Annotated in this window: 17 protein-coding genes and 1 pseudogene; all 18 read left to right on the plus strand. The window is 51.1% G+C overall.

Annotated elements, in window-relative coordinates:
* A partial coding sequence (gene recO / locus ACGCCZ_RS11530) for a DNA repair protein RecO (RefSeq protein WP_411656100.1) occupies positions 1-683 on the plus strand: 683 nt, incomplete at its 5' end.
* 43 nt (positions 684-726) lie between these two features.
* Complete coding sequence (locus ACGCCZ_RS11535) at positions 727-852, plus strand: hypothetical protein (RefSeq protein WP_411656101.1); 126 nt, start codon at positions 727-729, stop codon at positions 850-852.
* 64 nt (positions 853-916) lie between these two features.
* Positions 917-1372 (plus strand): GNAT family N-acetyltransferase, encoded by a 456-nt coding sequence (locus tag ACGCCZ_RS11540; RefSeq protein WP_411656102.1) that lies wholly within the window; start codon positions 917-919, stop codon positions 1370-1372.
* Positions 1369-3741 carry an endonuclease MutS2 gene (locus tag ACGCCZ_RS11545; protein ID WP_411656103.1) on the plus strand — a complete coding sequence of 791 codons (2373 nt, stop codon included), beginning with the start codon at positions 1369-1371 and terminating at the stop codon, positions 3739-3741. The genes ACGCCZ_RS11540 and ACGCCZ_RS11545 overlap by 4 nt, the downstream gene beginning before the upstream one ends.
* A gap of 41 nt (positions 3742-3782) precedes the next feature.
* On the plus strand, positions 3783-4196 hold the full coding sequence (locus ACGCCZ_RS11550; RefSeq protein WP_054324404.1) for an EamA family transporter: 414 nt from the start codon (positions 3783-3785) through the stop codon (positions 4194-4196).
* A gap of 175 nt (positions 4197-4371) precedes the next feature.
* On the plus strand, positions 4372-4983 hold the full coding sequence (locus ACGCCZ_RS11555) for a hypothetical protein (protein ID WP_411656104.1): 612 nt from the start codon (positions 4372-4374) through the stop codon (positions 4981-4983).
* A gap of 72 nt (positions 4984-5055) precedes the next feature.
* Positions 5056-5418: a YlxM family DNA-binding protein gene (gene ylxM / locus ACGCCZ_RS11560; RefSeq protein WP_054324380.1), complete on the plus strand. Its 363-nt coding sequence runs from the start codon at positions 5056-5058 to the stop codon at positions 5416-5418.
* 26 nt (positions 5419-5444) lie between these two features.
* Complete coding sequence (gene ffh / locus ACGCCZ_RS11565; protein ID WP_054324379.1) at positions 5445-6758, plus strand: signal recognition particle protein; 1314 nt, start codon at positions 5445-5447, stop codon at positions 6756-6758.
* 65 nt (positions 6759-6823) lie between these two features.
* The gene (gene rpsP / locus ACGCCZ_RS11570) at positions 6824-7066 is read left to right on the plus strand and encodes a 30S ribosomal protein S16 (protein ID WP_054324378.1); all 243 of its coding nucleotides are present in this window, start codon (positions 6824-6826) and stop codon (positions 7064-7066) included.
* Between the two features lie 31 nt (positions 7067-7097).
* The gene (locus tag ACGCCZ_RS11575) at positions 7098-7331 is read left to right on the plus strand and encodes a KH domain-containing protein (protein WP_054324403.1); all 234 of its coding nucleotides are present in this window, start codon (positions 7098-7100) and stop codon (positions 7329-7331) included.
* 64 nt (positions 7332-7395) lie between these two features.
* Positions 7396-7912: pseudogene (gene rimM / locus ACGCCZ_RS11580) on the plus strand (ribosome maturation factor RimM).
* The gene (gene trmD / locus ACGCCZ_RS11585) at positions 7902-8645 is read left to right on the plus strand and encodes a tRNA (guanosine(37)-N1)-methyltransferase TrmD (protein ID WP_054324376.1); all 744 of its coding nucleotides are present in this window, start codon (positions 7902-7904) and stop codon (positions 8643-8645) included. Before rimM ends, trmD begins: the two are co-directional and overlap by 11 nt.
* Positions 8646-8920: 275 nt before the next feature.
* Positions 8921-9184, plus strand: coding sequence for an HPr family phosphocarrier protein (locus tag ACGCCZ_RS11590; protein WP_054324375.1), 264 nt, complete (start codon positions 8921-8923; stop codon positions 9182-9184).
* Between the two features lie 171 nt (positions 9185-9355).
* Complete coding sequence (uvrC, locus tag ACGCCZ_RS11595; protein WP_411656105.1) at positions 9356-11053, plus strand: excinuclease ABC subunit UvrC; 1698 nt, start codon at positions 9356-9358, stop codon at positions 11051-11053.
* Complete coding sequence (locus ACGCCZ_RS11600; RefSeq protein WP_411656106.1) at positions 11040-11222, plus strand: helix-hairpin-helix domain-containing protein; 183 nt, start codon at positions 11040-11042, stop codon at positions 11220-11222. Before uvrC ends, ACGCCZ_RS11600 begins: the two co-directional genes overlap by 14 nt.
* Positions 11223-11323: 101 nt before the next feature.
* The gene (locus ACGCCZ_RS11605; protein ID WP_411656107.1) at positions 11324-11566 is read left to right on the plus strand and encodes an RsmD family RNA methyltransferase; all 243 of its coding nucleotides are present in this window, start codon (positions 11324-11326) and stop codon (positions 11564-11566) included.
* Complete coding sequence (locus tag ACGCCZ_RS11610) at positions 11454-11867, plus strand: RsmD family RNA methyltransferase (protein ID WP_411656108.1); 414 nt, start codon at positions 11454-11456, stop codon at positions 11865-11867. The genes ACGCCZ_RS11605 and ACGCCZ_RS11610 overlap by 113 nt, the downstream gene beginning before the upstream one ends.
* 59 nt (positions 11868-11926) lie before the next feature.
* The gene (gene coaD, locus ACGCCZ_RS11615; RefSeq protein ID WP_054324374.1) at positions 11927-12415 is read left to right on the plus strand and encodes a pantetheine-phosphate adenylyltransferase; all 489 of its coding nucleotides are present in this window, start codon (positions 11927-11929) and stop codon (positions 12413-12415) included.
* Positions 12416-12436: the final 21 nt, after the last annotated feature.

Below are 12436 nucleotides of genomic sequence, written 5' to 3' on the forward strand. Positions count from 1 at the left end.
TGTTATGTACGTATTTACTGGTTCGGTTATGCGAAGCCGATATTAACCAGAACAACTTCCATACTCGTGTGAGTTTTCGCATTTATCGTGAAACACTTTCGCGTTTTTCGTGCGCCGCTTCACCAGTCATTCTGGTGCTCACCAGAGAGGAAGGCGTGTTGCGTGCTTTTGCGCGGAGGGCTAAGCTGCTTCGCAGTAGCAAGCTCTCCGCAACCCAGTTGCTTTGTTATTCCCGCTTCCTCATCTATAAGGGGCGGGACAAGTACATAATCGACGATGCACAGCCGGTGGAGGTCTTTTTTGACTTGCGGCGCGACATCGGGAGCCTGTCCCTTGCCCAGTATTTCTGTGAGCTCGCCGGTGCGTTGGCTCCACAGGAGGCTGGGGCAGGGGATTTTTTGCGCCTGCTTTTGCGGGCTTTTTTCTACTTATCAAAAGCAACCCGCCCACATCTGCTTATCAAGGCGGCGGTGGAAATGCGGATGTTGTCCTTGGCGGGTTACATGCCCGACCTGGTCTGTTGCGCCGGTTGTGCCTGCTATGAGGCGGAAACGATGTTTATTTCTGCCGCGAAGTGGTACGCTCTATTGCAATTCCTGTTACTCTCAGATAACGGAACCCGCTCTTCCGCTTTCCACCGGTGCTCTGACAGCATTGCGGCACACGGTATATGCAGATTTTGATAAACTGTTTGCGTTTCGTTTGCCACAAGCAGGTCTATGGCAGGTGGCGCGTGCCAGTGAGGCTTATGTTCTCAGCACCTTGGGGCGTAGCTTTCCAACCCTGGATTTTTATCACCAGGCGGAACCAGGGGCAATGGCAGCCGTGGGCAATCCACCGCAGGACGCCTAAAATCGAATGATACTTCGTACCGTTGTTTTTCTAGGGACGAATACCGACAAAGGACGGGAATGACATGATTACCAATCGATGTACAAGAGGGTTGACGGAAAATCCAGAGGCGAAACAGATCCGTCAGACCGTATTTGTAGAGGAACAGGGTTTCCACAATGAATTTGATGCGATGGATGCGGAAGCTTGGCATGTGGTCTTATGGAAAGATGAACATGCCATTGCGACTGGCCGTACGTTTCCAGCGCAGGGAGAGACCCATGCTTGGACAATTGGCCGCGTGGCGGTTCGGAAACCCTACCGTGGCCAGGGGATTGGCGCGCTGGTTGTACGGAAACTGGAAGAGATTGCGCGGCAACATGGCGCGGTTTCATTTATGTTATCCGCCCAGGTGCGTGCACGCGGATTTTATGAAACCATTGGTTACCACGCCGTAGGAGAACCCTATTTGGACGAATACTGCCCGCATGTAACGATGATAAAAAGGGCGGGCGAGGACAATAAAGAGGAACTACCATGAGTGAAACAGTACAACGACATTTGAAGGCTTTGGAGCTGGATAAAATATTACATCTTTTGGCGGAAGAGACAGCTTGTGATGCGGCGGCGGAATTGGCGGTAAATCTTCGCCCTGCTACGTCGCTCTCACAGGTCAAACGCCTTTTAACGGAGACGGACGAGGCCCACACAATGATGGCGCGTTTTGGAGCGCCGTCCTTTGGAGGTCTCAAAGACGTTTCGAATTCCCTGCGCCGTGCAGAAGCGGGCGGAACGCTCAATATGGGCGAGTTACTGCGAATTTCGATGGTTCTGCGGACTTTGCGTGGAATTGTGGATTGGCGCAGTAAAAGTGAAGGCGTCAAAAGTATCCTCGACGATCGATTTGACGCAATTATGCCGAATAAATATCTGGAGGAACGGATCAACCATGCGATTCTTTCCGAAGAGGAGATGGCGGACAGTGCTTCTCCACAGTTGGCAACGATCCGGAGGAAAATTCGTTCCGCTTCTTCTCGTGCAAGAGAACAGCTGGAAAAAATGGTGCGTTCTCCTGCGACGCAGAAGTACCTACAGGACCCGATCATCACGATGCGTGACGGCCGCTTTGTTGTGCCCGTCAAAGCAGAATGCCGAGGTGACGTGCCGGGATTGGTGCACGACACCTCTTCTTCCGGTGCGACGGTGTTCGTCGAACCGATGGCGGTTGTAGAGGCAAACAATGAGGTTCGTGTGTTGCTCTCCCAAGAGCAAGCGGAAATCGACCGTATTCTGGGGGAACTCTCCGCAGAAGCCGGCAATTTTGCCAGCGGCATCATCTCCGGCTACAAAGAGGCGGTGGAGTTAAATCTGATTTTTGCCAAGGCGAATTTGGGGTACAAAATGAAGGCAACTATGCCGCTTGTCAATGAGGAAGGGAAAATCGAGCTGAAGCGGGCACGCCACCCGCTGATCGACAAGGAAAAAGTGGTTCCGACCGATATTGAACTTGGTATACACTTTGACACCTTGGTGATTACAGGTCCCAATACCGGCGGAAAAACAGTATCCCTAAAAACGGTCGGACTTTTAACACTAATGGCAATGTGTGGGCTGTTATTGCCCGTTGCAGATAACAGCCAGATATCCATCTTTACCAATGTTTTGGCTGATATTGGCGATGAACAGAGTATTGAGCAATCCCTGTCCACCTTTTCTGCCCATATGACAAACATAATCAAGATTCTGGAACACGCGGATGGTTCCAGTTTGATCTTGCTCGATGAGCTTGGCGCGGGGACGGACCCGATCGAGGGGGCGGCGCTGGCCATGTCGATTTTAGAGGCTTTGCGGAGAAAGGGGGCGCGCATTGCGGCGACAACCCACTATGCGGAGCTGAAAGCGTATGCTTTGCAGACCCCCGGCGTGGAAAATGCATGCTGTGAGTTCGACGTCACAACCCTGCGGCCAACATACCGCCTGCTGATCGGCGTGCCGGGCCGCTCCAATGCCTTTGCCATTTGCTTGCGCCTGGGGATGGTGCCAGAGATTGTTGAGCACGCAAAGGAATTGGTTTCCAGCGAAAATACCCGGTTTGAGGATGTTGTTCAAAGCTTGGAGACAAGCCGTCAGCGCTTAGAAGAAGAGCGAAAGGAAGCGCAGCGCCAGCGCTTGGAAGCCGAAGAAGCCAGTCGGGCGGCTAAGGAGCGAAAGGATTCCATTGATGCACAGGCGGAGCGTGAGATGGAGGAAGCGCGCCGCCGTGCCGCAGAATTGATTGCCCGAACGCGCGGCCAGATTGATGCCATGCTTAACGAGATGGAGGAGCTCAAAAAGCAGAAGAATAAAGCGCTGACCGCAGAGCAAAAGGCAAAGCTTAAATCCGGCCTGCGCGCACTGGAAAACGAGGCAGATCCGGTCCGAAAGAAGGACGGTGAAGCGTATGTTTTGCCCAGGCCACTTAAAAAAGGCGATTCTGTTTTGATTTATGACATCGACAAGAAGGGGACCGTTTTGCAGCCTCCGGAGAAAGGTGGCAAAACAGCTCTGATTCAGGCTGGCATTATTCAGACCCGCGTACCGGTTTCCAACCTCCGGTTGTTGGAAGAAAAGCCTGTGAAGAAACCCCAGGGTTCTGTTACCCGAAGCGTCACCCGGGCCAATGTTCGTGCAGCGATGGAACTCGACGTGCGTGGACAGACTTCTGACGAAGCGTTGATGAATGTCGATCAATTCATCGATTCTGCGGTATTGGCAGGGATCAATCTGCTCACTATCATCCACGGAAAAGGGACAGGAGCACTGCGGGCGGCTGTACAACAGCATCTTAAGAGGCACCCGAATGTAAAAAGCTTCCGTCTGGGGACCTTTGGAGAAGGGGAAGCGGGCGTTACGATCGTAGAGTTGAAATAAAGCGAGGAAACCGAATGACAAAGGGGAGAGAAAAGGACAGAATGTGGCTCATTTTTGCAGTTGGTTCCGCTGTATTTGCAGCGCTGACTTCCATCCTGGCAAAGATCGGCATTGAGGATATGAATTCCAACCTGGCAACGGCAATTCGTACGGTTGTGGTGTTAGTGTTGGCATGGGGGATTGTATTTGCAACTGGAGCGCAGACCGGTATTAGCCACATCTCTGCGAAGAGCTTTTTGTTCTTGATTTTGTCCGGATTGGCGACGGGGCTGTCTTGGATTTGCTATTACCATGCTATTCAAGTTGGTCCGGTTTCCAAGGTGGTCCCAATTGATAAATTTAGTGTGGTTATCACCATGGTTTTGGCCTTTTTGTTCCTGCATGAGAGAGTGGATGCAAAGACCGTCATAGGTGGAATTCTGATTACCGCAGGGACTTTGGTTATGATTTTGTAACTGTATAATCCAACTTTCCCCGACATATATAAGGAATTAAGGTCCAGGCAGGCGGTTGTACTGTCTGGACCTTTTCGAAAGTATCTGGAAAAGGAGGAATCACAATGAATGAGACGAGAAAAAGCAGAAAGGGGTGGCTATCGGAATAACGCTCATACTGTTGTTTTTGGCCGCTGTGGGCGTAACGATCGGCATGGCGGTCAGTGACCCCTATGAGGATACGGTACAAGCTACTGCACAGCCGGAGACAGTCGTACCCAAGTTGGCGAAGTCTTTGCTTACAGGGGAGCCGGCTTTATTGACCAAAGAGGAGGTCAGCAGCCTTTTATCCAGCCAAGTGGCCGGACTGCATGGAGGCGGCTTTCAGGTTTTAGATCTGCAATGTGTTTCTGTAGAGGATGGGACGGCGGAGTTCTATATTCCGGTGTCTTACTCCGGTTTGCGCTTGGGGGTCAGCGCCCGCTTCACCATGGGTTGTGATACGGAGGCGGAAACCATCTGGGCAGAATTGCAAACCGTGCACCTGGGGAGGCTGCCGATTAAGGCGGAATGGGTACTGGAAATTGCAAAAAATCTGCTTCCCTCTGAGGTTAAAGTCGAAGGAAAGCGTCTCTCTGTTTCCGATTCCTTTTTCGATGAAACCGTGTTAGGCGGCGCGGTGGGCCTGAAGGTTCAGGATTTGCGAGTAACGCCCGAGGGATTCCAGGTACAGGTACAGGGAAATCTAGAGCGAATTCAGAGCCATCTGGGGCAATATTTGGAACAGTTTCTGGCTACGGGGGATTGACAGATGAAAGGTTTTGTTGTATAATCTCCAACTGTAAAGGAAATGGCTTTACAGTTGGAGGGAGGGCCAAACGTGGCAAAGGATTTGGAAATTTCCTTTTTGCTGGATTTCTACGGCGACATGCTGACCGAAAAACAGCGTGAGGTGATTGAATTCTATTACAACGAAGACCTGTCCCTTTCTGAAATCGCCGACAACGAGGGAATTACACGCCAGGGGGTGCGCGATTCCATCAAGCGGGCAGAGGCGCAATTGTTCGATATGGAGCAGCGCCTTGGGCTTGCAAAGCGGTTTCGTGAGATGCGTGGCGGGCTGGAACAGATCCGCGAAGCGGCCCAACGCATCCAGGAGTATAATAAGCACTATGTGTATTCTCACGATCTTTCGGAGGATGCGCAGACGATTATAGACTTGGCGCAAAAGCTATGTGAATAGCAAAGCGCGCGGGAGGGAGATACGATTTGGCATTCGAAGGACTGGCTGATAAACTCTCCGCGGCCTTTAAACGGCTGAAGTCGAAGGGAAAACTGAGCGAGGACGATGTCAAAGAGGCCATGCGAGAAGTGCGGCTTGCGCTTCTGGAGGCTGATGTCAATTATAAGGTTGCAAAAGATTTTACCAAAAAGGTGACAGAGCGAGCTGTCGGCGCGGAGGTTATGGAGAGCTTGACCCCAGCGCAGATGGTTGTGAAGATTGTTGATGAAGAATTGACCGCCTTGATGGGCGGCGGTGAGACGCGTTTGGTTTCCCCACCGAGTCCGCCGGCGATTATCATGATGTGTGGATTACAGGGTTCTGGTAAGACCACACACTGTGGTAAATTGGCAAAGATGCTGAAAAGCAGGGGCCACCGGCCCCTGCTTGTGGCGGGCGACATCTACCGCCCCGCTGCGATTAAGCAGCTGCAAGTGGTGGGTTCCCAAGCGGGAGTTGCTGTGTTTGAAATGGGCACGGAAAAGCCGGTGAAAATTTGCAAAGAGGCGATCCGCAGGGCCAAGGATTATGGCAACGACTATGTAATTATCGATACGGCGGGCCGCCTGCAAATCGATGAAAAGCTGATGGAGGAGCTACACAATATCAAAGATGCGGTTCATCCAACGGATATTCTGTTGGTCGTCGATGCGATGACCGGCCAGGAAGCGGTCAATGTTTCTAAGACGTTCGATGAAAAACTGGATATTACCGGTGTTATCCTTACAAAGCTTGACGGCGATACCCGCGGCGGCGCGGCGCTTTCGGTGCGGGCTGTGACGGGCAAGCCGATCAAGTTTGCCGGCACTGGCGAAAAATTGGATGACTTGGAGGTTTTCCATCCGGACCGTATGGCGTCTCGAATCCTTGGGATGGGCGATGTGCTGACTCTGATTGAGGAAGCACAGGTCAAAATGGATCAGAAAGCGGCGGAGAAAGTATCCCGCAGGATGTTGGAAAACAAAATGGATCTCAACGACCTGTTGGATCAATTTAAGCAGGTCAAACGGATGGGGCCGCTAAAATCTGTCCTCAGCAAAATGCCGGGAATGGAAAAGCAGCTCAAGGATGTGGAGATCGATGATCGCGATATGGACCGTATGGCGGCGATTATTTTGTCGATGACCAAAGAGGAGCGTGCGAAGCCTTCCATTATCAATCCATCGCGTAAGCGCCGGATTGCGGCGGGCAGCGGCATGCGTGTGGAAGACGTCAACCGTTTGTTGCGCCAATTTGAACAGACACAAAAGCTCATAAAGCAGCTCAAAGGGAAGGGCGCAAGGCGCCGCTTTGGATTTTAAAAGGTGATCTTACCAAAACTTTTGGTGGAGATAGAAATGATTCTATTTTGGAGGTGAACATCAACATGGCAGTAAAAATCAGACTGCGCAGAATGGGTGCAAAGAAAGCTCCGTTCTATCGCATTGTTGTTGCAGATTCCCGTTATCCGCGTGATGGCCGTTTCATTGAGGAGATCGGTACGTACGATCCGATGCAGGAGCCTTCTGTAGTGAAGGTCGATGCAGAAAAGGCGAAGAAGTGGATTTCGAACGGTGCACAGCCGACCGATACCGTGAAGACGCTGTTCAAGAAGAACGGCATCCTGTAAGGGAGGCAATGCGTTGTATACGGAGGTTAAGATGAAGGAACTGCTGATTGCAATTGCTCAGGGCCTCGTGGAAGACCCGACCGCCGTGAACGTCGATGTTGACGATTCCGCGGAGGACGGCTCCATTGTGTACCATCTGCACGTTGCAGAGGCGGACATGGGCCGGGTGATCGGCAAGCAGGGACGCATCGCAAAGGCAATCCGTGTGGTGATGCGTGCCGCGGCAACCCGCACCAACAGCAAGATTTCTGTTGAGATCGACTGAGCATAAAAGAGGAGGGCAGACTCGCGTCCGCTCTCTTTTTGTTTTCTGCGAAGGAGGAAGAAAAATGCGCAAGCAATTTTTAGAGGCAGGCCGTATTGTGGGAACCCATGGGGTCAAAGGAGAACTGCGCGTGGAACCGTGGTGTGATTCTGCGGATTTTTTGGCCAAGATCCATACGCTATATTGGAACCGAGGGAGCGAGAAATTACCAGGTGGTTTCGTCGCGTGTCCACAAAAGCCTGCTGCTTCTGAAGCTGGAAGGGATCGATACGGTGGAGGAAGCGGATGCGCTGCGCGGCCGGATTCTCTATTTAGATCGAGCAGATGTGAAATTGCCCAAAGGGCGTTATTTCGTGCAGGATATGATCGGTCTGACCGTTATGGATGCGGATACAGGCAAACGGTATGGCTCATTGACAGAGGTAATGCCCACAGGGGCGAACGACGTCTATCAGGTGACCGGGGAGGATAAGGTGAACTATTTGGTTCCTGCTATCCCGGATGTGATTGTCGATGTGGACATCGACGGGGGCACTCTCAAAATTCGGCCCATAAGGGGGATCTTTGACGATGCGAATTGACATTCTCACGCTTTTTCCGGAGATGTGTGAGACCGTCATGGCTGAAAGCATCATCGGACGTGCCCGTAAGCGTGGAGCGGTTCAGGTGTGCTGTCACCAAATCCGTAATTTTGCGTATGATAAACATAACCGGGTAGATGATACCCTATTCGGCGGTGGGATGGGCATGCTGATGATGGCGGAACCCATCGCTTTGTGCATGGACGATTTGGTAGAACAGTTGGGGAAAAAGCCCTATGTTCTGTACATGTCTCCCCAGGGAAATGTTTTGTCCCAAGAAAAAGTGAAAGAATTGGCAATGCATGAGAATATTGCCATTCTATGTGGGCATTATGAAGGTGTGGACGAGCGCGTGCTAGAGGCATATGTCGACGAAGAGATTTCCATAGGAGACTATGTGCTGACCGGTGGCGAGCTGCCTGCGCTGGTGGTTGCGGACGCGGTTTGCCGGATGAAGGATGGCGTCCTGTCAAACGATGTTTGCTTTGAGGAGGAGAGCCACTACGACGGCTTGCTGGAATATCCGCAGTATACCCGGCCGGCAACTTGGCGAGGAAGGAGCGTCCCTCCCGTCCTCTTATCGGGTAATCATGCAGCAATTGCCCGTTGGCGCAGAGAGCAATCCATTTTGCGCACTATGCACAAACGTCCCGACTTGTTTGCCCGGGCAGAGCTGACCAAACAGGACAAAAAATACCTTGCTTCGTTGGAAACTCATGTAGAAAAAGAATAGATACTTATACAATCTGTCTGATTTTGACATTCTCGATTTTTTGAAAATATGGAATACGGCACAAAAGTTTTCAACAAACATGGCAAGGTGCACAAAGGAGTTGGGGACAAAAAAGCCCCAATTCGGTTATCAATCCAAAGTTTTTTCAAATTTGTTGACGGCCTTCCGAATTGTGATATAATAACTGCATGATCTAGCTTTCATGCTGTGTTGTATTTTAGATTTTGGTTGGTTGGAATGGTTTGATTTTGATTTTGTTTTAGGAGTGAGTAAGAATGTGCGTTAAAGAGGTTTTGGTTCAGAATCAGGTAGGTCTCCATGCACGTCCGGCAACGTTCTTTATCCAGAAGGCAAATGAGTATAAGTCCTCGATTTGGGTGGAAAAGGAAGAGAGACGTGTGAATGCAAAGAGCCTGCTGGGCGTATTGTCCCTCGGTATTGTGGGCGGCACGTCCATCCGCATCATTGCAGATGGTTCCGACGAGGAAGAGGCAGTGGAAAATCTGGTGGAGCTGGTAAAGTCCGGTTTTGCTGAGTAATTTTTCAGCTGTGTCCAATTGTATGGGATAGAGTTCCCATATGAGTCAAGTCCAATGGTTGGAACGAGATGAAAAAGGAACGCCCGATGGGCGTTCCATTTTTTTATGGTGCCTTACGGTCCGGAGATATAGATGAACCAATGGAGTGTCCAATCAAAGGGGGGAATTTCGATGGAAGAGCAAGAGCAACGTTTGGAGCACATACGCGAGTTGCGGAAAAAGGCGATGCGTCTGCCGTTGCATCCCGGGGTATATATCATGCACGATAAGACCGGCAAGATTATTTATATTGGTAAAGCGAAAGCCCTGAAAAATCGCGTTAGCCAATATTTTGGCAGTGAAAAGAATCACGATGAAAAGGTTCGCCGGATGGTCAGTAACGTAGAATACTTTGAATATATTCTAACGGACAGTGAGTTTGAGGCGTTGGTGTTGGAGTGCAGCCTGATTAAGCAGCATACGCCCAAATACAATATTCTCCTCAAAGATGACAAGGGGTATCATTATATCAAGGTAACCCGAGGACCATGGCCGCGGATTTCGCAGGCAAAGCAGATGCTGGACGACGGCGCGGATTACATCGGCCCATTTGTCAGTTCTTGGGCGACAAAGGAATCGGTGGACGAAGCGTTGAAGATCTTTCGTCTGCCCTCCTGCTCGCGCAGATTTCCGCAGGACATCGGGAAAGGACGTCCCTGTTTGAATTATTATATCAAGCAATGTAGCGCCCCTTGCCAAGGAAAGATTTCGCAGGAGGATTATAACGAGGCAGTCAAAGAAGCGATCGACTTTTTGCGGGGTGGAAGTGCGGAATGTGTGCGTAGTTTGACGAAAAAAATGGAAGAAGCAGCGGAAAACCTTGAGTTTGAGCGTGCAGCACGCATCCGCGATCGTCTTGCCGCCATCAAGCGCATGAGCGACCGCCAGAAGGTGGTAGCCTTAAAGGTCCCGGAACAGGACATCATTGCACTGGCACAAGGCCCTGAGCGAAATTGTTTTGAGGTGTTTCGCTTTATGAATGGCCGCCTGTGTGACCGGGAAACGTACTTGATGGGAGAGATCGGCGAACCAGAGGCGGCCCGCAGCGAATTTATCGAACGTTATTACTCCATGCGAGATCGTGTGCCGCCGCGTGTGAGTCTGGATGCGCCCGCTGCAGATATGGACTTGCTTTCCGAATGGCTTAGCCAGAAGGCAGGGCGGAAGGTGACGGTTTACGTCCCGCAAAAGGGAGAACAAGCGCAACTGGTGGAGATGTGCCGCAACAATGCAGCCGAGCAATTGGCACAGTCGGTCGGAAGGACTGGCAGAGAGGCTTCCGCGCTGGATGAGCTTGCCCGCCTGTTGGGAATGGCGCATCCACCGGCCTATATTGAGGCATACGACATCAGCAATTTGGCCGGTGGAGACAATGTAGCGGGTATGGTGGTCTTTGAAAACGGTCGTCCGCTGAAAAGCGCTTACCGGAAGTTTAAAATCAAGACCGTTGTGGGGCAGGACGACTATGGTTCCATGCGTGAGGTTATAGGGCGCCGGTTACAGGAGTATTTTGACCAGAAGGATAGTGGAGAGGGCTTTGGGCGTCTTCCAGATCTAATCCTTTTGGACGGAGGAAAGGGCCATGTGTCTGCGGTCCGGCCTATTCTGGAAGCCTCCGGGCTGGATATTGCCCTGTTTGGTATGGTCAAAGATGATAAGCACCGCACGAGAGCCATCGCGGAAGACGGGGGAGAAATTGCAATCAATTCCAATCGCAAGGCGTTTACCCTGGGTATCCTCTATTCAGGAGGAGGTCCACCGTTTTGCAATTGGGTATCATCGCCAGACACGAAAGAAAAATACCCTGACCTCTACTTTGACGGAGATTGAAGGGATCGGCGAGACGCGCGCACGCGCGCTTTTGCGCCATTTTCGAACGCTGACAGCTATCCGGGAGGCGGACCTTGCTGAATTGGAGGCGGCCCCCGGAATGACCAAACCGGCCGCTCGAAAAGTCTACGTGCATTTTCATGGCGAAGAGGTTCCCCAAAAGCCTTGAAACCGTTAGTCCGTGTATCGCTGCACGCTTGACAGACGCGGAAGATAATGGGATAATAAAAAGACCATTTTACGTCTTCGATTTTTGAAGGAGCATTGCATATGCGAATTATTACAGGTTCAGCCCGTGGCAGACGTCTTTTAACGTTGGAAGGCGAACATGTTCGTCCAACAACGGAGCGGGTAAAGGAGGCTTTGTTTAGCATCCTACAGTTTCAGATCGAGGGGCGGCGTGTGCTGGATCTTATTTGCGGGGTCTGGCCAGCTCGGTTTGGAAGCGCTCAGCCGCGGTGCACGAGAAGCCGTCTTTGTGGATGCGGGAAAGGAACCCATATCGATCATTGAAAAAAATATCGCCAGCACCGGTTTGGGAGAGCGTGCAAAGGTTTTGCATATGGATTATGCAGCCTTTCTTTTACGCCGTAACGAGCCCTTTGACATCGCCTTTTTAGACCCGCCTTATCGGACAGGCCTACTACAAAAGGCGATACCGTTGACAGTGGCTATTCTGAACAAGGGCGGCGTCCTCGTCTGTGAACATCCAATCGACGAGGAGATTCCCGAGGCGGCAGGGGATTTCGAAAAAAAGCGCGACTACCGCTATGGAAAGATTGTGCTGTCGGTCTACCGGCACAAAGATCTATAAGGGATTCGTGTGGATACAGGATTCCACACATGGGAAGAGTTTTGGAAAGGAAGAGACCTATGAAAATTGCAATTTGCCCAGGCAGCTTTGATCCGGTCACCATCGGACATTTGGATATTATTGAACGTGCAAGAAAGATTTTCGATCATGTGATTGTGGCTGTAATGGTGAACCCGGAGAAACACACGATGTTCACCACGGAAGAGCGAATTGCCCTGATTCAGAAGTGCACCAATGGCATGAGCGGTGTGGAAGTGGTCAGCTTTGACGGTTTGCTGGCAGATTATGCCAAGATGCGCGGGGCGACGGCGATTGTCAAAGGCCTGCGGGCCATGTCCGACTTCGAATATGAATTTCAGCAGGCGCTGACCAATCGGAAACTCAATTCCGAGTTAGAAACCGTATTTATGATTACCAGGTCGGAAAACATGTTCCTGAGTTCCAGCATAGTCAAACAGATCGCCAACTTTGGCGGCGATGTCTCCAACTTTGTTCCAGCGTGTATCTTGGATGACATCAAAGAAAGAATGTATGCCGCGAAGAAGTAAACATATTCTGGGTGGGAATGC

Origin of the sequence: Anaeromassilibacillus sp. SJQ-1 (assembly GCF_046693725.1) — a bacterium.
Classification (GTDB): Bacteria; Bacillota; Clostridia; order Oscillospirales; family Acutalibacteraceae; genus Anaeromassilibacillus.